The sequence below is a fragment of the Escherichia sp. SCLE84 genome, from assembly GCF_012584495.1.
Lineage (GTDB): Bacteria > Pseudomonadota > Gammaproteobacteria > Enterobacterales > Enterobacteriaceae > ECMA0423.
Genome location: NZ_CP051430.1, coordinates 2,856,645 through 2,874,999, shown reverse-complemented (window position 1 = coordinate 2,874,999; position 18,355 = coordinate 2,856,645). Strand labels below are relative to the sequence as shown.

The 18,355-nt window shown below is 46.6% G+C and carries 29 protein-coding genes and 4 pseudogenes; 22 read left to right on the top strand and 11 right to left on the bottom strand.

Going from position 1 to position 18,355, the window contains the following annotated elements:
* The first annotated feature begins 31 nt into the window (after window positions 1-31).
* The gene (locus HGD79_RS14090; RefSeq protein ID WP_001030593.1) at window positions 32-241 is read left to right on the top strand and encodes a CsbD family protein; all 210 of its coding nucleotides are present in this window, start codon (window positions 32-34) and stop codon (window positions 239-241) included.
* Window positions 242-282: 41 nt separating this feature from the next.
* On the opposite strand, the gene zur is transcribed toward HGD79_RS14090, so the two are convergent.
* Window positions 283-798 (bottom strand): zinc uptake transcriptional repressor Zur, encoded by a 516-nt coding sequence (zur, locus tag HGD79_RS14085; RefSeq protein ID WP_001295691.1) that lies wholly within the window; start codon window positions 796-798, stop codon window positions 283-285.
* A 317-nt stretch (window positions 799-1,115) separates the two neighbouring features.
* On the opposite strand from zur, the gene HGD79_RS26880 reads away from it, so the two are divergent.
* The 7 genes and pseudogenes from HGD79_RS26880 (at window position 1,116) to HGD79_RS14060 (ending at window position 4,061) form a co-directional block, all read left to right on the top strand.
* On the top strand, window positions 1,116-1,400 hold the full coding sequence (locus HGD79_RS26880; RefSeq protein WP_001324388.1) for a hypothetical protein: 285 nt from the start codon (window positions 1,116-1,118) through the stop codon (window positions 1,398-1,400).
* Window positions 1,391-1,939 carry a DUF2713 family protein gene (locus HGD79_RS26875; protein WP_021514481.1) on the top strand — a complete coding sequence of 183 codons (549 nt, stop codon included), beginning with the start codon at window positions 1,391-1,393 and terminating at the stop codon, window positions 1,937-1,939. Before HGD79_RS26880 ends, HGD79_RS26875 begins: the two co-directional genes overlap by 10 nt.
* Entirely contained in the window at window positions 1,929-2,138 is a 210-nt protein-coding gene (locus tag HGD79_RS26870) for a DUF2713 family protein (protein ID WP_282100478.1), read from the top strand. The genes HGD79_RS26875 and HGD79_RS26870 overlap by 11 nt, the downstream gene beginning before the upstream one ends.
* A 363-nt stretch (window positions 2,139-2,501) precedes the next feature.
* Window positions 2,502-2,606, top strand: a pseudogene (locus HGD79_RS14075) (tRNA-dihydrouridine synthase); the annotation flags it as partial.
* A gap of 316 nt (window positions 2,607-2,922) precedes the next feature.
* Window positions 2,923-3,432, top strand: coding sequence for a Panacea domain-containing protein (locus HGD79_RS14070; RefSeq protein ID WP_001339382.1), 510 nt, complete (start codon window positions 2,923-2,925; stop codon window positions 3,430-3,432).
* Between the two features lie 29 nt (window positions 3,433-3,461).
* Complete coding sequence (locus HGD79_RS14065; RefSeq protein WP_014640052.1) at window positions 3,462-3,848, top strand: hypothetical protein; 387 nt, start codon at window positions 3,462-3,464, stop codon at window positions 3,846-3,848.
* Between the two features lie 39 nt (window positions 3,849-3,887).
* The gene (locus tag HGD79_RS14060) at window positions 3,888-4,061 is read left to right on the top strand and encodes a hypothetical protein (RefSeq protein WP_000390072.1); all 174 of its coding nucleotides are present in this window, start codon (window positions 3,888-3,890) and stop codon (window positions 4,059-4,061) included.
* A 47-nt stretch (window positions 4,062-4,108) separates the two neighbouring features.
* Here the strand turns inward: HGD79_RS14060 and HGD79_RS14055 are convergent, their stop codons facing one another.
* The 10 genes and pseudogenes from HGD79_RS14055 to HGD79_RS14015 form a co-directional block, all read right to left on the bottom strand.
* Window positions 4,109-4,390 (bottom strand): pyocin activator PrtN family protein, encoded by a 282-nt coding sequence (locus HGD79_RS14055; protein ID WP_001093917.1) that lies wholly within the window; start codon window positions 4,388-4,390, stop codon window positions 4,109-4,111.
* Between the two features lie 36 nt (window positions 4,391-4,426).
* Window positions 4,427-4,999 carry a 3'-5' exonuclease gene (locus HGD79_RS14050; RefSeq protein WP_057688084.1) on the bottom strand — a complete coding sequence of 191 codons (573 nt, stop codon included), beginning with the start codon at window positions 4,997-4,999 and terminating at the stop codon, window positions 4,427-4,429.
* Entirely contained in the window at window positions 4,999-5,886 is an 888-nt protein-coding gene (locus tag HGD79_RS14045) for a DUF551 domain-containing protein (protein WP_039022220.1), read from the bottom strand. The genes HGD79_RS14050 and HGD79_RS14045 overlap by 1 nt, the downstream gene beginning before the upstream one ends.
* Before the next feature lie 2 nt (window positions 5,887-5,888).
* The gene (locus HGD79_RS14040; RefSeq protein ID WP_001743084.1) at window positions 5,889-6,080 is read right to left on the bottom strand and encodes a hypothetical protein; all 192 of its coding nucleotides are present in this window, start codon (window positions 6,078-6,080) and stop codon (window positions 5,889-5,891) included.
* A 1-nt stretch (window position 6,081) separates the two neighbouring features.
* Window positions 6,082-6,546 (bottom strand): annotated as a pseudogene (locus tag HGD79_RS14035) (hypothetical protein); the annotation flags it as partial.
* A pseudogene (locus HGD79_RS26655) lies at window positions 6,523-6,669 on the bottom strand (hypothetical protein); the annotation flags it as partial. The pseudogenes HGD79_RS26655 and HGD79_RS14035, both read right to left, overlap by 24 nt.
* On the bottom strand, window positions 6,660-7,196 hold the full coding sequence (yfdR, locus tag HGD79_RS14030; RefSeq protein ID WP_000008180.1) for a 5'-deoxynucleotidase: 537 nt from the start codon (window positions 7,194-7,196) through the stop codon (window positions 6,660-6,662). The pseudogene HGD79_RS26655 and the gene yfdR, both read right to left, overlap by 10 nt.
* Before the next feature lie 127 nt (window positions 7,197-7,323).
* Window positions 7,324-8,148, bottom strand: coding sequence for a YfdQ family protein (locus HGD79_RS14025; protein ID WP_000081297.1), 825 nt, complete (start codon window positions 8,146-8,148; stop codon window positions 7,324-7,326).
* A gap of 65 nt (window positions 8,149-8,213) precedes the next feature.
* Window positions 8,214-8,575 (bottom strand): annotated as a pseudogene (yfdP, locus tag HGD79_RS14020) (protein YfdP).
* A gap of 457 nt (window positions 8,576-9,032) precedes the next feature.
* Complete coding sequence (locus HGD79_RS14015) at window positions 9,033-9,686, bottom strand: S24 family peptidase (protein ID WP_168848427.1); 654 nt, start codon at window positions 9,684-9,686, stop codon at window positions 9,033-9,035.
* 95 nt (window positions 9,687-9,781) lie between these two features.
* On the opposite strand from HGD79_RS14015, the gene HGD79_RS14010 reads away from it, so the two are divergent.
* From HGD79_RS14010 to HGD79_RS13945, 14 genes are all read left to right on the top strand, one after another.
* Window positions 9,782-9,979, top strand: a complete 198-nt coding sequence (locus HGD79_RS14010) for a Cro/CI family transcriptional regulator (protein WP_001231956.1) — start codon at window positions 9,782-9,784, stop codon at window positions 9,977-9,979.
* A 27-nt stretch (window positions 9,980-10,006) separates the two neighbouring features.
* A complete protein-coding gene (locus HGD79_RS14005) occupies window positions 10,007-10,591 on the top strand; it encodes a YmfL family putative regulatory protein (protein ID WP_000514174.1) in 585 nt (194 codons plus the stop codon).
* A 175-nt stretch (window positions 10,592-10,766) separates the two neighbouring features.
* Window positions 10,767-10,946 (top strand): DUF4222 domain-containing protein, encoded by a 180-nt coding sequence (locus HGD79_RS14000; protein WP_001188051.1) that lies wholly within the window; start codon window positions 10,767-10,769, stop codon window positions 10,944-10,946.
* Complete coding sequence (locus HGD79_RS13995; RefSeq protein WP_000104953.1) at window positions 10,936-11,877, top strand: helix-turn-helix domain-containing protein; 942 nt, start codon at window positions 10,936-10,938, stop codon at window positions 11,875-11,877. The genes HGD79_RS14000 and HGD79_RS13995 overlap by 11 nt, the downstream gene beginning before the upstream one ends.
* Window positions 11,874-12,368, top strand: a complete 495-nt coding sequence (locus HGD79_RS13990) for a PerC family transcriptional regulator (protein ID WP_119188319.1) — start codon at window positions 11,874-11,876, stop codon at window positions 12,366-12,368. Before HGD79_RS13995 ends, HGD79_RS13990 begins: the two co-directional genes overlap by 4 nt.
* On the top strand, window positions 12,368-13,021 hold the full coding sequence (locus HGD79_RS13985; RefSeq protein ID WP_000066917.1) for a phage N-6-adenine-methyltransferase: 654 nt from the start codon (window positions 12,368-12,370) through the stop codon (window positions 13,019-13,021). Before HGD79_RS13990 ends, HGD79_RS13985 begins: the two co-directional genes overlap by 1 nt.
* Window positions 13,018-13,344, top strand: coding sequence for a LexA family transcriptional regulator (locus HGD79_RS13980; RefSeq protein WP_000210187.1), 327 nt, complete (start codon window positions 13,018-13,020; stop codon window positions 13,342-13,344). The genes HGD79_RS13985 and HGD79_RS13980 overlap by 4 nt, the downstream gene beginning before the upstream one ends.
* Entirely contained in the window at window positions 13,341-13,730 is a 390-nt protein-coding gene (locus HGD79_RS13975; RefSeq protein ID WP_112875663.1) for a RusA family crossover junction endodeoxyribonuclease, read from the top strand. The genes HGD79_RS13980 and HGD79_RS13975 overlap by 4 nt, the downstream gene beginning before the upstream one ends.
* A 19-nt stretch (window positions 13,731-13,749) precedes the next feature.
* Window positions 13,750-14,559 (top strand): KilA-N domain-containing protein, encoded by an 810-nt coding sequence (locus tag HGD79_RS13970; protein ID WP_119188321.1) that lies wholly within the window; start codon window positions 13,750-13,752, stop codon window positions 14,557-14,559.
* A 7-nt stretch (window positions 14,560-14,566) separates the two neighbouring features.
* Entirely contained in the window at window positions 14,567-15,556 is a 990-nt protein-coding gene (locus HGD79_RS13965) for a DUF968 domain-containing protein (protein ID WP_016241035.1), read from the top strand.
* 17 nt (window positions 15,557-15,573) lie between these two features.
* Window positions 15,574-15,945: an antiterminator Q family protein gene (locus HGD79_RS13960; RefSeq protein ID WP_001204813.1), complete on the top strand. Its 372-nt coding sequence runs from the start codon at window positions 15,574-15,576 to the stop codon at window positions 15,943-15,945.
* Window positions 15,946-16,020: 75 nt separating this feature from the next.
* The gene (locus tag HGD79_RS13955; RefSeq protein WP_000360285.1) at window positions 16,021-16,638 is read left to right on the top strand and encodes a hypothetical protein; all 618 of its coding nucleotides are present in this window, start codon (window positions 16,021-16,023) and stop codon (window positions 16,636-16,638) included.
* A 276-nt stretch (window positions 16,639-16,914) separates the two neighbouring features.
* A complete protein-coding gene (locus tag HGD79_RS13950) occupies window positions 16,915-17,118 on the top strand; it encodes a hypothetical protein (RefSeq protein WP_000917724.1) in 204 nt (67 codons plus the stop codon).
* A 150-nt stretch (window positions 17,119-17,268) separates the two neighbouring features.
* On the top strand, window positions 17,269-18,321 hold the full coding sequence (locus HGD79_RS13945) for a site-specific DNA-methyltransferase (protein WP_001610363.1): 1,053 nt from the start codon (window positions 17,269-17,271) through the stop codon (window positions 18,319-18,321).
* Window positions 18,322-18,355 lie beyond the last annotated feature (34 nt).

The window sequence follows — 18,355 nt, the reverse complement described above, 5'->3', positions numbered from 1 at the left end:
TCATTCACAACCTAACGATGAGGTCTTGATTATGAATAAAGATGAAGCCGGCGGTAACTGGAAACAGTTTAAAGGTAAAGTGAAAGAGCAATGGGGCAAACTGACCGATGATGATATGACGATCATTGAAGGTAAACGTGATCAACTGGTCGGTAAAATCCAGGAACGTTATGGTTATCAGAAAGATCAGGCAGAAAAAGAGGTCGTGGATTGGGAAACCCGCAATGAATATCGCTGGTAATTAATCCCTCCTGCCCGACGTGTACAAGGATGTACGCCCTCTTAACGCGGTTTCTTTTTCACCTGCACAGAGTGATCATGCTGGCACTGTTCAGGATGACGACACGCTTCCACTTCCACGCATGCCGCACAGAGCCCATGTGCTTCAATCACATTATGCCGCAGGGCAAACCCCATTTTTGCCGCCAGCGTATGCATAATGTCTTCCACGCCTTCTGCACACTCTTCTTTCACCGCGCCGCAGCGATCGCAAATAAACATGGCTGACGTATGCGTGGGCTGGTCGAACAGATGACAGAGCACATAACTGTTGGTGGATTCCACCTTATGCACAAAACCTTGCTCAAGCAGAAAATCCAGCGCGCGATAAACCGTTGGCGGCTTGGCTTGCGGTTCAGCTTCGCGCAGCAAATCAAGCAGATCATAAGCGCTGATAGCGCCATCCTGCAGACTCATCAGGCGCAACACTTCCAGGCGCTGTGGGGTCAGGCGCACATTACGCTGCGCGCAGATTTTTTCAGCCTGCGCTAATAACTCCTGCGTTGTGGTCTTTTCCATCGGGCACCTCAAAGTGGGGGTTAAGAATGTCCTTACTTTACCATGTTCCAGGAAAAACACCGAGAACCCTTATTGTTGCCGTAATGTTGATTTTCTGTTTTGTACGTAAGGTGTTGTGTTGCTTGGTCGTACCATTATCAACACGATAATAATTAATAATTCATTTTTAAATAAATTGCTTCAAGTTAACTCGCTATTTATTTAACTGGGTTTGATCGCATACCTGTAGTTCAGAAATTATGAGCGATTTTTGATAGTGACCAGATGGCAAAACACTTATAAGGAGGACACGGTACGACAAAAAAGGTAGATGAATCATGTTGAAGATAATACCCGGTGCAACTGGATACTTTAATAAAACACTCAATTCAAATCAATTCGATAATAAAGATGCAAACAAAGATAAATTAGATAATATAGATGCAACCAAAGATAAATTAGATAATAGAGGTACAATCAAAGGTAAATTAAATAATATATATGGTAAGTCTATTGATTATTCAGCGCTGCGTCATCGGGATATAATTATTGCAAAAATAGATTTGTTTATTCAAAGAATCACTCATAATTTATGGCATGCACGTAAAAAAATGTGTTTTTAATTGAGCAAATAACTAATCTCAAAGTGTGGGTCAATAAGTATATTGACGATTGCACTGATGAGGATTTAAACGATCGTGACTTTATTGCATCAGTTGTTGACCGGGCTATTTTTCATTTCGCGATTAATAGTATATGTAATCCTGGGGATAATAAAGATGCGACTCCCATTGAACGATGTACTTTTGATGTAGAAACTAAGAATGGCCTTCCCTCCACGGTTCAGCTATTTTATGAGGAATCTAAGGATAATGAACCTTTAGCGAATATACATTTTCAAGCAATAGGTTCTGGTTTTTTAACGTTTGTTAATGCCTGCCAGGAACATGATGACAACAGCTTAAAATTATTTGCTTCGCTGTTAATTTCACTTTCATATTCTAGTGCCTACACAGATTTAGCCGGAGCAGAAAAAGTGAATATTAATGAATATAATGAGAACTATCTGACAGCTCAGTTTGAAGAATTATCTCAACGTGATATGAAGAAGTACCTGGGAGAGATGAAGCATCTGGCGGACCGGGGGGGGGATGAAATTTGATGACTATCTGGATAAAATGTCACTTCTGGTGAATGAAGGAAAGCTCGAACCTGATATTTTAAGCAAAATGCGAGATTCTGCACCGAAATTAATTGACTTTGCTAAGTCGTTTGACCCAAACTCAAAGGAAAAGATTAAAATACTTACAGATACTTCTAATTTAATTTATGATTTATTCGGGGTTAAATCGGCGAAATAATATGTGAAGTTCTTCGATGGTATGGAAGGCATTACATAAAAGAACCTAATACTTATTGGGTTCTTTTTTCTTCTATCAGTGCCATTAGCAGGAAGAGATATCACCGGAGTTTAATGTGTGATTTTTTATTTATCGTCGAACCTGGATTGTTTATCATTGTCCTTAACAAGGCTAACGGCTAATAAGATTATTTCCATCACTTCGTGAGAGCTTCATGCCTTGATTTGATCTCAATTTTCTTTTGCAATGAGACAGGCGCTTCCTGTTGTTATGGTATAGTACCCCGCTATTGAGCCTCCTGAACAGTGATGCTGAATAACATAACCCAATGATATATCGATAAAATAATCTCTACATTTGAAAATGCACGGTAATTCTGAAATGCAAAAAATCAACCAAACCAGCGCAATGCCTGAAAAAACTGACGTTCACTGGAGTGGTCGGTTTAGCGTTGCACCAATGCTCGATAGGATGTACCGTTGTTGAAAAACAAGTAGTTATACACTCTGTGGGAGCCTATTGGGAACCTGTTATTTTTAGAAAGCATCATTTGCTCATCACTTCAATTGACCATGGTTAAAGCCAGCTATAAACTTGACAAACGAGGTAACTGGTTGCTTAGGCCCAAGTGGGCACACCATAAGAAGCTCGTGTTGGTGATGAAGCAACCCATGAAGTATCGAGAATAATTATAAAGTTCACTATCTTTGAGGTTTCTTATATGTTTTGCGAAGAAAAAGTAGCTCAAATGGCTGCATACCTACTTCTTAAGCGAGGTGGGCGCATGGCATATCTGAAATTGATGAAGTTGCTCTATCTGTCTAACCGCCAGTCGATTTTGAAGCATGGCAGGATGATCGGCGAAGATAGCCTTTACTCTATGAAATTTGGACCAGTCATGTCGAATACGCTGAACTTGATTCGCGGTAAGGCTGAAGGCATTGGTGACTACTGGTACAACTTGATAGAGACGAACGGGCATAATGTATCGTTGCGTTCAGATCCGAGGGAAATGGATGCAGACGAGGTCTTTGATGAATTGAGTCGTGCAGATATCCGGATTTTAGATGAAATCTATTCTCGGTATGGGCATATGAACCGATTTGATCTCGCAAATATGACGCATTTAGAAAGCGTTTGTCCAGAGTGGCACGATCCTGGCAATTCTCGTAAGCCTATAGACCTGAAAGAAATGCTGATCAGTGAGGGTAAAAGCGAGGATGAGGCTAATCGCATAATTGGCAAAATGGAAGAATCTCAGAAACTTAAGGAATTTTCTTTGCAATTATCATGACGGATTATCAGCCATACAGGAAAGGAACTGTGCTTGCCCCAACTGGGCCATGCAATCATCTTCATGTGATTTGTAATGATCCTGTTTATTACCCCGTTAACGATTGTTATTGTGTTTTAGTTGTTAATATTTCTAGTATCAAGGATGGTGTCCCCCACGATCCGTCTTGCGTCTTGAATTCTGGTGATCATCGCTTTATCAAGCATCCAAGTTATGTTGTTTACGCTGAAGCTATAATTTGGCGAGTGGATAACATGGTTAGAAAGCAGCGATCGGGTGAGATTTCTGTTCATGATGATATGCCAGAAGCTACATTCAATAGAATTCTGGACGGTTTTGATATCTCTGATGAAGTTACGCCAAAGAACCTTAAATTTAAAAATAAATATTGCGTATCATCTATTGATGATGAGTAAACAACAGGAATTGTTTCGGTATAACTTCAGGAGTTTTCTATGGAAGATCAAAAAGCAACCAAGCCACAGGTTAAGTTCGACACAATGAAAGCATTCGCAGGTATGGGTGCTGCTGTTGAAGTTCTGATGAAGGCTGCTCCTAATGCGTTCACTCACGCTACTGTCTCTGGTAAAGAGCAGCAGGGTAAGCTTCGTCGTCGCAAAGCAGCATGATCATAGCTGGTGCTTTTTGAAAACCCGCCTTTAGGCGGGTTTTTTATTTAGTGATGTTCTTTGCCCTTCTGTTTGCTTGTTCTGACCTGTTCCCACTCGATACGTCCTTCTTCTCGTCTTTTGTCTATGTATTCCGCAAGATCCTGAATATTGATGCAACGTTTTGCTTTTTGTGATGTGCCGATGCGATATGTTGGAACGGGCAACTTACAAGCGTTTGCTTTTGCTTCTGCCGTGGCTGGACTCATGCCAAAGTACTTTTGGCTAACTGCTGAGAGTTCAATGTTAGGGGTATTGAATTCAGCCATCAGTAAAAACAAGGTGTTCATAATTTTCTCCATCAAAACCGGCTGCACCCGGGAAAATCATAATTCTGTGCTGGTGGCAGGAATTAATTTCTGCCAGATAGCGGAAACATATTTTGCCTGATGACGGGCATCAGCCATGGCGTTGTGCCGTTCGCCATCGAAAGGCATGTCCATTTTGGGGTCGAATCCGATGGAACGCCCAAGCGTAACGATCGTGCGTACATCGTGGTCATTCCAGTATGCCCACGGACAGATTTGTCCTGCTCGCTCATAAGCTCCACGTAAAATTACGTTGTCGAAGGTGGCTCCGTTACCCCAGACTTTTAAATATTTCGTATTGTCTGCGTGCCGGTTAATGAAATGATTTAGTTCTGAGAGAGCATCGCTGATCGACAAAGTATCATCAATACAGATTGCAGCTCGTGCTTCAGGGCTTTGTTTCAACCACCACAGGATGGTATCGCCGTCAGGTGTAGCTCCTTGCCCCATAGCACTTTCCAGGCTAACAACCGTATAGAATTCTTGTCCGATGTCTCCGGTTTCTGGAGTGAAGAACACCGCGCCAATGGAAACGATCGGTGCATCCTTATTTTTCCCCATCGTCTCAAGGTCGATCATTAAGTTGTTCATCACTTCACCTCCTGCGGCGGTTCTGGTAGCGGAATCCAGTGGGTTACCTCTTTGAGATACAGGTCTTCGCCATCACCGTCAACCCAAGTGGGATCGCCATCATTAAACCAGTCGCCATATACGCCGACCTGAGTGTTGGGGATGTGTGGCGGGTAGTTGTTTTTAAAGTCAGCCGCTAACGCATAGCATTGTCGCTCTCCCATTTCTGGCATTCGATCACTACAGCTTATCCAACTATCCGGAGTTACCGGATAGTTGCGCATTGCGACCTTTAATGCCTCATAGAAGCAACCTTTCAGATTGTTGAACTGACGCCCATTAAGAGGACCGTGTTCAGTAAGCATGTTGCGTAATTTCCATGCCGCGTCGTTTACTTCGTTGGATGACAGGGGAGGCAACTTGTAAGTTTGGCTTACAGGTTCGGCACCATGAAGCATGGCGCCGCTCCGCTCTATGCCATCCAGCGCGATTCGCAGTGCCTGAATTGTGGTAGAGCTATCGTTTGGGGCTATTCCATATCGCTCGAATACAGCTAAATGGTTGCGCATAATCTCAGGCGTAAGCTCTTTGTAAGCATAAGCAAGAGGCTCTGATGCATTATCCGGCACAACCGACGCAGGCGCGGCAGCATAAACAGGAATAACGTCAGCTTGCTCTTTATTGCTTTCATCAGTTAAAGCCCAGAATAATTTCCCGGCCGGATGTTTGAAAATATAAGCAACTGGATCTGCTTCCAGCGATGCCAGTGCAATTTTAAATGCGGTAAGTATGTTGTTAACCACACCTATTTCGAATGCTATTTCACTACATACAAACGATTTATCGTCTATTATCGACTCAATTCCGGTAATCGTGTTCTGTAACCATTCTTTGGTAAGAGTATTCATAACTATTTCACTTTAATCTCAATATTTCGCAGCTTTAGCTCTACTGGCAGGTCTGACTTTCCTGTTAACGCTAATGCGAGATTTTCAGGAGTAATGAGAGCAGTTATTGTTTTCCCTATTGCCAGACGAATAATCATTCGTATCTCGCGATCGTCACATGCTCCCGGTCGAACAATTGATATTTGTCCGATCATCTCACTCTCCTTTGATGCGAATGCCAGCAAGCCAGTTTCTTATGCCGATATATTCAGCGTTCCTGAAACCGCTTTTTACATATATAAATGGCAAGCGAAGATTGTGACCATTGGCTGCCAGGTAGTCTTTACAACCCTGTTCGGTGAAACAGCAGGTAACGAATTCATCAATATCTTTCACAGCAACGCGCCGCCATTTTTCTGGTGGTTCCCGAAAGTTTTCATGAAGTAGTTCGAGACGACGACTTTGGAGTTTATTGGCTTCATTGCTATCTTCATCAACCCAGACAATCCGGTCATAGTCATAATCAGCATCAACAACAATTTCGCGCTTTTGATACACACAAAACATAGGGTCTGACGTTATTCGATTATCCTGTGTTCGAATGTTTTCACCGATGATGCCAAACGAATCTGGCGTAGGTTTTGTCTGTAACTCTTCGATACGTTCAGCCAGCGCCGCGCACTTGGCCTCAGCTTCAGCAAATTTACGCACCAGGTACTCAGCGTTTGTTTCGTTCACTTTCAGATCTCGCGGTACACATTTCCCGCGAAGAAACCCTTCCATTTCGAAAACATTCATGCGCATTTGCGTAACCCCGATAACTCGTTAAAACGTTCCATAAACATCCCGTAGGCATGGCCTGGTGACAGTGGAATAACTTTGAACATCTCTGTCGCCGGGATACCTTCCAGTACAGGCCAGAAAGAACCATCATCAAGCCCGAGATCGCGGCGTTCGGTTGCCAGCATAATGAGATCGGCATATTTCACTGGCGTGCTCATAACAGGAGGTAACCCGTATTTCTCACGGATTACGGCGTCTATTTTTTCTTCCATCCGTTTATAGTCAGGAAGAAGGCGTTTCAGTGGTGCGGGGATGTCCTGACAATATGCTTCTGTTGCATCATGCATTAACGCTTCAAAAGCAAATTCCTGCGGTACCAGCTGGCTGCAAAGCACCGCATGTTGGGCGACGCTGTAGAAGTGTGAAAGATGTCCTGCAAAGCGACAGATATTTGAAAGGGAAACCGCGATATCGTTAATAACGATGTCGTCTTTATTTATCTTGTCATAATAAAAATGCTTCCCGGAAAAAGTTTTAATAAATGACATTTTGTTCTCCACGTATATGCACTGCACCGCGCTGAATTCTGGTAAAAGGAAGCCCTCACCATTCGGTGATTATTGAGTTAATTACGTTTCCATAAATGCCCCCGCAGGGGCATTTGCAGTAATGAAATCAGGCGGTGAAAGTACCAATAAAGGTTTCTACTTTGCTGTCTTTGAATTTCTCAACAAGCAGATCACGAAATTCGTTAGCCATTTCTTCCTGCACCGCTTCCAGCTGAATAATGCGCAGAACCAGTACAGGACGATCGCCAGTGATAATGCTGAGGCGTAATTTAAATGGACGTTCTTTCAGGCCTTCAAACGGAACGCATTTAAATTCAAATGCCACTGGCATAATGTCTTTGGTCTTCGCTTCGACAGACTCCATCAGGGAGCGTTTGCCGCTGAAGTCATTATCTTCAAAATCAGCGGTCTGGTTTGCTTCAATCGTGATTTTACGGACCGCCGCAGCCGCTTTTGTTGCCTGAATGGTGTCACCATTAGCATCAAAGCCCACAAGGTAGTCGGCCCAGTCTTCAATCCATTCTGCCAGTGACTTCTGGGAGTTACGCTCGCCGTTAACAGACAACAGAGCAGAGAACGGTGCTGTCTTTTTCAGTTTGAGTGTGGCGGTGTTATCTGCGTGACCTGGTTCATCAATAGTACCCAGGTTAAGCACACTGACGGCACGCATATTATCAGCATCGATAAAGCAGCGGGTGCCTTCATCTGCAAGATCTTTAGAATAACGGGTAAAGTCATCGATGCTGGCAGTGGAAAGCGCACCACGGAAACGGAAGCGATTTAAATTAAATTTTTCCAGATCATGAATGCGGAAATTTTCAGGTAATGCCACTGCGTCGGCACCAATCTTACTGATAATTTCATTAACACCCTGAGCGGAAATAAGGGCATGGATTTGATTAATTGCGGTTGCGTCTAAGTTCTGAGACATAATAAGTCCTCACTATATAAAGATATTCAGTGATGAGATAAATAATCAGTTAATTAAGAACGATATTAATGACCTGCTGCGCGGAGTTTTCCGTCAGGTTCACCGGCAAGAGTCAGTAATTGTCCCTGGTCTTCCTGCAGAATAGTCAGGCGACCACCGCGATTGACATACATCGGCGTTTCGGTGGTGTCTTCTTCGGAAATTTTCCCGCGGTTAGTCGGGCGAACATATAAGAGTTTGTGTTTGATTTTCACACGGTTCTCATCAAATGGTTCGATTTCCAGGTTGAGTGAGACCTTACCTTTGGTTTTCGTGTTCATCACACCGGAAGCGACTTCACTGAGAACTGCGCCGATTTTGGTTCAAATACGCCGCCGTCCAGCTCCCCGATAAATGCCTGTACATCAGTACTGCGTTCGCTAGCCATTTTGCTGCTCCTCATCATATCGACCCTGCAAGGTCGGTTGGTTTCTCCACAAAACAGAGAAGAACACCTGCGGTGGCAGCCGCCCGGATGGATTGGGTTATGGGCCCGTCGTCCGGTGATGCTCTTCTCTGTTTTGTAAAAAGAGCGGTACCAGCCGGAAGCAAGTGTACAAACTGGTACCGCCAAAGCAGTGGCTGTTGTGGTGACCGGTGCTGATCTCCGGTTTGCGGTTATTTCAGACTCTCACGGGCGTTTAATTGCCCCGCCGAACAGCTCTTTTCCGCAATAGCTGCAATGTCTTTCGCGCATCAGCCTGCGCATTCACCACAACTCTAAAAACAAATGTAGGATATCCAACATGTAAGTGTCAAGAGTTTATGTTGGTTATCCTACATAAAAAGATAGGCTCATAAAAAAACCGGGGATACCCCGGTTTTGCGATAGTGAGGAAGATGTGTCAAAAATCCATTATTACTTGTTTGACAAGACCAACTATTCTGCAGTTTTCACCGCATTCAATAGTTTTATAGTTAGGATTTAGTGGGACGAGATACCTGTTCGGCCAGTCCTCAACAAATTTTTTGAGTGTCGCTTCTTGCCCACCATTGATATGGGCAACAACGATTTTTCCGTTAATACACTCTGTATCAATAATATCTGGCTCTACGATAACGATAGAACCTTCTGGTATCGATGGTGAGCCGAGGGGATTGGTCATTGAATCACTACGGACCCGTAGTGCAAATGCCATTTCTGATACAAGGGCGGTAGTATAAACCCACTCTTCAGCATCTTCTTTCCTGACACCAGGCTCCGTCATTGTCCATGAACCCGCCTGAACCCACGAGATGAGGGGGACTTTTTTAACTGCGAATATTTCAGGTTTTAGATTTATCTTTGGTTCAGGCGAGCCTTTTCCGCTAACAAGCCACAGAGGATCGCATTTAAGTGCGTTGGCTAGGGCTTGAAGGTTGGCTCCATTTGGTTGGTAGTCGTCCTTTTCCCATCCAGTAACCGTGACACGGTTCACACCAGTCAAATCAGCCAGTGCTTGTTGTGTCAGGTTCAGTTCTTTTCGCCTTTGGCGAATACGATCACTCATGTTCATCATGTAGGCAATCCTACCACATGCCCATGTAGGATTCTTGACATTGGCATGTTTGATATCCTACATTTCTGCTTAACGTAATTTAACGGGAGACAGAAATGCGGAAATCCGACGTGATTAATTATTTCGGCGGAGTTTGTAAAACCGCCGAAGCCCTAGGTATTAAGCATCCGTCTGTTTCAGAGTGGCCTGAGATTATTCCTGAAGGCCGAGCGTACCAGTTAGAAAAAATTACTAACGGGAAACTGAAAGTTGACGTGTCTTTATATCAAAAGACTAACAGTGCTGCGGCATAAAAACACCACAGAAATGAGGAATTAACCGTGGGTAAAGAACCTGAATGGAAAGTTGATAAACAACCAGCATGGCTGGTGGCAGCAATACGAAGAACGATTGCTGATTTACCTCATGGCTATGAGGAAGCAGCAGAAATTCTTGGTTTGTATAAATCTGATGATATCACCCCAGCAAAAGATCAATTGCATAACAGACTGCGTAGCGGTGGGGATCAAATTTTTCCACTTGAGTGGGCCATGGTTTTACAGGATGCCAGTGGTACCAGGCATGTAACAGATGCAATAGCCCGTCGTAGTAATGGGGTGTTTGTGCCGCTGGTGGTCATTGATGACATTGACAATGGTGACATTAATCAGCGGCTGATGGAGTCAATAGAATGGATTGGCAAGCATTCCCAGTACTTACGCAAGGCAACTGCTGATGGAGTTATTGACCAGGCTGAGCGTGAGCAAATCGAAGAGAACAGCTACCAAGTAATGGCGAAGTGGCAGGAGCATTTAACACTGTTATTTCGTGTTTTTTGTGCGCCGGAAAAGAGTAACGCCCGCGAGTGTGCAGCTCCGGGCGTCGTGGCGTCGATTGCTTCTGGTTGTGGAGAAACTAACGCATGAACAGTTTAACAACACACTACCGTCGCTCGCAACTGATTGCGCTTCCTGTACCGGGTGGAAAAGCGAAGGTGGAGTATTGCTATGCAGTGAATGTACCAGGTGACAGGGAAATTGTAACCCACAGATTTGCAGAGTGGGCTGTGGGTGATTTCAACCGGCAGAAGGAGACAGTCCTTTGCAACAAGTTAACCGCTGGTTCAAAGATCACTACGGAGTGCCCGTCAGAGTCATTCGTTGGGAACCGGAAACACAACGGGTTATCTACCTCCGCGAAGGCTATGAGCATGAGTGCTTCAGCCCGCTCGAACAGTTTCGTCGTAAATTCAGGGAAATAGAGGTCGGTCATGAGCACTAAATTAACCGGCTATGTATGGGATGGTTGCGCTGCGTCAGGCATGAAGTTATCCAGCGTGGCAATTATGGCCCGCCTGGCTGATTTCAGTAATGACGAAGGTGTGTGCTGGCCATCAATTGAAACCATTGCCCGCCAGATTGGCGCGGGGATGAGTACCGTCAGAACGGCTATCGCACGGCTGGAAGCAGAAGGCTGGTTAACGCGTAAGGCGCGTCGCCAGGGTAACCGCAATGCGTCGAATGTTTATCAGCTTAACGTTGCGAAGCTTCAGGCAGCGGCATTTTCTCAACTGTCAGATTCTGACCCGTCAAAATCTGACGCATCAAAATCTGACCCGTCAAAATTTGATGCGTCGAAATCTGGCAAAAAAGCGGGTTTTCACCCGTCAGAATCTGGCGGGGATCCGTCAGTAAAATCAAAACATGATCCGTCAGATAAAAAACCTTCTCGTCCGGACGCTTCGCAACCGGACACGCAGACGGATGAACAGGATTTTTTAACTCGCCATCCTGATGCGGTTGTATTCAGCCCTAAAAAGCGCCAGTGGGGAACGCAGGATGATTTGACCTGCGCACAGTGGCTCTGGAAAAAAATCATCGCCCTGTACGAGCAGGCCGCCGAATGTGACGGCGAGGTGGTTCGTCCCAAAGAACCGAACTGGACAGCCTGGGCAAATGAAATTCGCCTGATGTGTGTGCAGGATGGTCGTACTCACAAACAAATCTGCGAGATGTACAGCCGCGTCAGCCGCGATCCGTTCTGGTGCCGTAACGTGCTCAGCCCGTCGAAGTTGCGGGAAAAATGGGATGAGCTTTCCCTGCGCTTATCGCCGTCCGTCAGCACGCACACAGAAAAACGCGAAGACCCGTACTTCAAAGCCAGTTACGACAATGTGGACTACAGCCAGATCCCGGCAGGATTCAGGGGGTGATCATGAGTCTTTTGAATGAAGTTCAGAAATTCATTGAAGCCCATCCGGGGTGTACTTCCGGAGACATTGCGGATGCTTTTGCAGGTTACTCACGGCAGCGCGTTCTGCAGTCAGCAAGCAAGTTACGTCAGGGTGGGCGTGTGGCTCACCGTTGTGAAGGAGATACACGCAGACATTTCCCGCGCCTGACTGAGAGAGCACAGGAGCCGGAACCACAACCAGTTCGTGAAACCAGACCTGTGCGCAATTTCTATGTTGGCACTAACGACCCGCAGGTGATTTTGTGCCTGACTCGCCAGGCGGAAGAACTGGAGTCCAGGGGCTTATACCGTCGAGCTGCAACGGTGTGGATGGAGGCATTCCGTGAAAGCCACTCCCAGCCAGAACGAAACAATTTTCTGGCGCATCGTGAGCGGTGCTTACGGAAAAGCAGCAAGCGCGCTGCATCGGGTGAAGAGTGGTATCTGTCAGGGAATTACGTGGGGGCTTAATGAGTAATAAATATTGCCAGGCGCTGGTGGAGCTGCGGAACAAACCAGCCCATGAACTGAAGGAAGTGGGCGATCAGTGGCGCACGCCGGACAACATTTTCTGGGGAATTAACACCCTGTTTGGCCCGTTTGTTCTGGATCTGTTTACTGATGGTGATAACGCCAAATGTGCCGCTTATTACACTGCGGAAGACAACGCGCTGGCGCATGACTGGTCAGAACGTCTTGCGGAGCTTAAAGGTGCTGCCTTTGGTAATCCCCCGTACAGCCGCGCCAGTCAGCATGAGGGGCAATACATCACCGGCATGCGTTACATCATGAAACATGCCAGTGCTATGCGTGATAAAGGCGGGCGCTATGTTTTCCTGATCAAAGCTGCCACCAGCGAAGTGTGGTGGCCGGAAGATGCAGACCATATTGCTTTTATTCGCGGGCGTATTGGTTTTGAACTGCCTGCCTGGTTTATCCCGAAGGATGAGAAGCAGGTGCCGACAGGCGCTTTCTTCGCTGGTGCTATTGCTGTTTTCGACAAGACCTGGAAGGGACCAGCAATCAGCTACATCGGGCGCGATGAACTTGAGGCATGTGGTGAGGCGTTTTTGGCGCAGGTTCGCCAGCAGGCAGAAAAACTTGTCAGGGAGATGGCGGCATGACGACGTTAACTCAATGCCAGCAGCAGGTGCTGGATATGCTGATTTCTTACCAGCAAGAGCGTGGCTTTCCGCCAACCAATCAGGAGGTGGCAACCATGCTGGGATACCGTTCAGTGAATGCAGCGGTGGAGCATCTTCGCGCACTGGAGAAAAAAGGCGTCATCACGATAAAGCGTGGCGTGGCCCGGGGGATCACGCTTCATACCGCAGTGAAGGACGACGACAGCGAAGCGGTCGGTATCATCCGCGCACTGCTTGCCGGTGAGGAGAACGCTAGGTTGCGTGCAGCCCACTGGTTACATGAGAGGGGCCTGAAAGTATGAAGTTGATCCTTCCTTTCCCGCCCAGTGTGAACACGTACTGGCGACACCCCAACAAAGGGGCATTTGCTGGTAAGAGCCTGATAAGCGAGGCGGGGCGAAAATTTCAGAGCGCGGCGTGCGCAGCAATAGTTGAGCAGTTACGTTGTCTGCCGAAACCAACGTCGGCACCTGCTTCAGTGGAGATCGTGTTGTTTCCTCCGGATAACCGGATCCGCGATCTGGACAACTATAACAAGGCTCTGTTTGACGCCCTGACCCACGCGGGTGTGTGGGAAGACGACAGACAGGTGAAAAGAATGCTGGTGGAGTGGGGACCGGTTATCCCGAAAGGGAAGGTCGAGATCACTATCAGTAAGTATGAGAAACCGGCGGGTGCAGCCGCCTGATTAAGAGGAGAAACGAAGTATGAATAATCTGATGGTCATTGATGGTATTGAAGTTCGTCGTGATGCTTATGGGCGTTACAGCCTGAACGATCTGCATCGCGCAGCAGTAGCATATGGTGCAAATGCCAGAACCAAGGAGCCAGGAAAGTTTCTTTCCAGCCAACAAACTGTTGAGCTTGTTCATGAATTGACCAACACCCAGAATTTGGGTGTTGACCCGGTGAGTGTGATTCATGGGGGAAATGAACGGGGAACGTATGTCTGCAAGGAACTGGTGTATGCCTATGCAATGTGGATCAGCCCGTCATTCCATCTGAAGGTGATCCGTACTTTCGACATGGTAACCAGCGCACCGGAAAAATTATCCGGACAGGCTGCTGACAAGATGCAGGCTGGCGTGATCCTGCTGGACTTTATGCGCCGGGAGTTAAACCTGTCTAACTCTTCAGTGCTTGGTGCCTGTCAGAAACTCCAGGAGGCTGTTGGCTTACCGAATCTGGCACCGCGCTATGCCATTGATGCTCCTGCTGATGCACACGATGGCTCAAGTCGCCCGACACTGTCACTGAGTGCACTGCTGAAACAGTATGGTATACGCCTGACGGCTAATCAGGCATATCACCAGATGGTGAAACTGGGGATCGTCGAGCAGCGCGAACGATACAGCCGTACCGCGATTAACAACATCAAAAAATTCTGGTCGCTGACAGCGAAAGGTTGCATGTTCGGCAAGAACATCACCAGTCCCGCAAATCCGCGCGAGACGCAGCCGCATTTCTTCGAATCCCGATTCCCTGAGCTGTTAAAGCTGCTCGATACCGTTCATTGAGGTGACCGTGAGAGCACTACTGACCCCTGAAATTGCCCCGCGTATGGGGATCGTATTGTTCAGGCCAGGTTCAGAGCTGATGCCCCTGTTTATGCAGGGGCGTGTCCTGCTGGAGCCTGAGCCGGAACGTTATTCATCTTTCGCCAGTGGTGCCGTTCCGGCGGCATCACAACCGCTGGCGGATGATCCTGCCGTTCGGGCCGTGTTCCGCAATGAGGCAGTGATCCGTCGTGCTGGTGGCGTGGAATGTCTTGAAAGCTGGTTACTTCGTGAAAAAGGCTGCCAGTGGCCTCATTCCGACTGGCACAGCGAGAACATGACCACAATGCGACACGCGCCGGGCGCAATCCGTCTGTGCTGGCACTGCGATAACCAGCTGCGCGATCAGTTCACGGAACGGCTGGAATCAATGGCAACGGATAACTGTGCCCGCTGGGTGTTGTCTGTTGTGCGTCGGGATCTCGGTTTTGATGATAGTCACGTTGTGACAATGCCGGAACTGTGCTGGTGGCTGATTCGTAATGACCTGGCGGATGTCTTACCGGAAAGTGCAGCCCGTAAGGCACTGAGATTACCAAAGCCTGTTGTGCCGTCTGTCACCCGGGAAAGTGACCTTGTGCCTTCGGTTCCTGCCACCAGCATCATCCAGGATAAGGCAAAAAAGGTGCTGGCGCTGAAAGTGGATCCGGAGTCGCCGGAGTCTTTTATGTTACGCCCAAAACGTCGCCGCTGGGTTAATGAAAAGTACACGCGCTGGGTTAAGACGCAGCCGTGCGCATGTTGTGGAAAGCCTGCTGATGATCCCCACCACCTGATAGGTCACGGTCAGGGTGGAATGGCTACAAAAGCGCATGACCTCTTTGTGTTGCCTTTGTGCAGAAAGCATCACGACGAGCTGCATGCGGATACCGTGGCATTTGAAGAGAAGTATGGCTCCCAGCTGGAGCTGATATTTCGTTTTATCGATCGTGCGCTGGCAATAGGCGTGCTGGCCTGATTTTGTGGAGAAAGTTGATGCGTGATATTCAAATGGTTCTTGAACGTTGGGGGGCATGGGTGGCAAATAATCACGAGGATGTGGAATGGTCATCTGTTGCTGCAGGTTTTAAGGGATTAATTCCTTCGAAAGTAAAATCCCGCCCGCAATGTAGCGATGACGATGGCCTGATCATTAGCTCTGCGATGACAGTTCTTAAGAAAAAGGAACCGTATCAATACGAATTACTGGAAATGTATTATGTGTATGGGGTTACATTACGGGCGTTGGGGGTAAAACTGGGGATATCACTTAATCAGGTTGTTATCAGACTGCAGAAAGCTGAAGGGTTTATTGACGGTTGTCTGGCAATGTTGGGGGTATCTTTAGAAATTGATTGTTACATATAGTAATAAATTCAATCAAAGTAAATAATCATATTTTATTATAACCTCCTGATGATACCTGTTCATCGGGAGGTTATTATGGATAAAAATGTAGAGCATGTATTAGTTGATGCAATTGAAAATAAGCAATCTTTAACAGTCGTTTACTTAGGAGGGAGCCAGCCCGGAACATTAAGGAATATTTCTCCGATTAGTATAAATGGGGATAAATTGCGGGCAAGATGCCATAGTTCTGGAGCAGTAAAGGTTTTCAATCTTGGGAAAATACAGTTACCCAGTGACTCCTGCGCGGTATCTATGCACTATGGAGATTTAGAAGTTAAAGCTTATGAGACGATGCAGAGCGTAAATGACAACTTTCATGCCCTTTATCCTGAAGGACGATGGGGTGTTGATTTTAATGAGCATCGCTTTGCTTTATTTGATTTTTTTAAAAACGGGAAACGAAAAAAAACGGCATTTATGGCAATTGAGTTCAGGGAAAGAGATGAAGAGAAAATAATAACAGGTGTAACAATTGATATTGGTATATCTGGAACAGTGATTTCTGAGAAGTCCCGAATCCCAAAAAGACGACCATGGGTAGTGGTTGGTCCCGAACACGGAGAATACAGTACTTATTCAACTTTGGACAAGGCTGCTACAGCGTTTTTTGAGAGGCTTTCGTTGATAGCATCCGGCCTGGAAGATAATTGATTTTATGTTTGGTATTCAGAGTTCGCCGTGCTTAAGAAAGTCAAGATTCTAAAAATACTGAATGAGCTACTTGTGTTATAACAAAAATGCTATTAGTGTGTTAAGAGTGGTTACTTCGCCACACAACTTAAACCCGCCACTGAGCGGGTTTTTTGTACCTGTAAACTTGGTGCAGTACAGTAAACACGCTGGTGGTCGTGAATACTGACTTTTTATCTTGCTGGCTTTTTAGACAAGAGTTATTGGTATGTCATGTTAACCAGAAGGGAAAAAGACATGCTAAAACAGCAAGATATGACAGAAACCGCCGCCGCAGTCCTTCATTTCTTACCTGCTGACAAGTGGGTAACGCCACGCATGATGACGAGAACTACCGGAGTAAGCGAAGCCCGGTGCCAGTTAATACTGACTCAGTTAGTTCTGGCGGGTCTGGCGAAGGATAACGGCGGGTACGGGAATAAATTCAGACGCTGCCAGTAATGGCGGTTTCCTGCTGTGAAAATGGGCGGCTGGTGGGTGTTGGTAGCACCTGCCAGCCATTCGCTCATGCTTACTGGTCACAAGCGAACCTCGGCCCACTGCTTTAGCGCAAAAGCAGAGTGAGCCTACCAGAGTTACGCTTACTGATCCATGAAAAATACTGTAAAAATAAACAGTGCTGATTTAATCAACGCTGATTGCCTGCATTTTATTCAGTCCCTGCCTGATGATTCCATTGACCTGATTGTTACCGATCCGCCGTACTTCAAGGTGAAACCCAACGGCTGGGACAATCAGTGGAAAGGGGACGAAGATTACCTTAAGTGGCTGGACCACTGTCTGGCCCAGTTCTGGCGGGTGTTAAAACCTGCCGGAAGCCTTTACCTGTTCTGTGGGCATCGCCTGGCATCTGATATTGAGATCATGATGCGTGAACGTTTCAACGTGCTTAACCATATCATCTGGGCGAAGCCGTCCGGACGTTGGAATGGGTGTAATAAAGAAAGTTTGCGCGCATATTTTCCTGCCACAGAGCGCGTTCTGTTTGCTGAACATTACCAGGGGCCATATCGCGGCAAAAGTGACGGCTATGCAGCAAAAGAAAGGGAACTCAAACAGCACATAATGGCACCGCTGATATCGTATTTCAGGGATGCTCGTGCCGAACTGGGTATAACGGCAAAACAAATTGCCGAAGCCACAGGTAAGAAAAATATGGTTTCCCACTGGTTTGGTGCCAGTCAGTGGCAGTTGCCGAATGAGGCTGACTATCGGAAGTTACAGGCACTGTTTTCCCGTATAGCGGCAGAGAAGTTTCAGGAACAACAACTGGAACAACCACACCACCAGCTGGTGGCATCTTATGATTCACTGAATCGCAAATATTCTGAATTGCTGGATGAGTTTAAATCTCTCCGGCGCTATTTCTCCGTATCAGTCTCCGTGCCTTATACCGATGTCTGGATGCATAAACCCGTTCAGTTCTACCCGGGGAAACATCCGTGTGAGAAACCGGCGGATATGCTCAGGCAAATAATCAATGCCAGTAGTCGACCAGGTGATCTGGTTGCTGATTTTTTTATGGGATCCGGTTCCACAATAAAAGCAGCAATGGCGCTGGGGCGTCGGGCCTTAGGTGTTGAGCTTGAGTCAGAGCGGTTTAACCAGACAGTGAAAGAGATAAACGAGCTGGTGGGGAAATAATCTGGTGGCCACGTCAGGTGGCCTTTTTATTTCC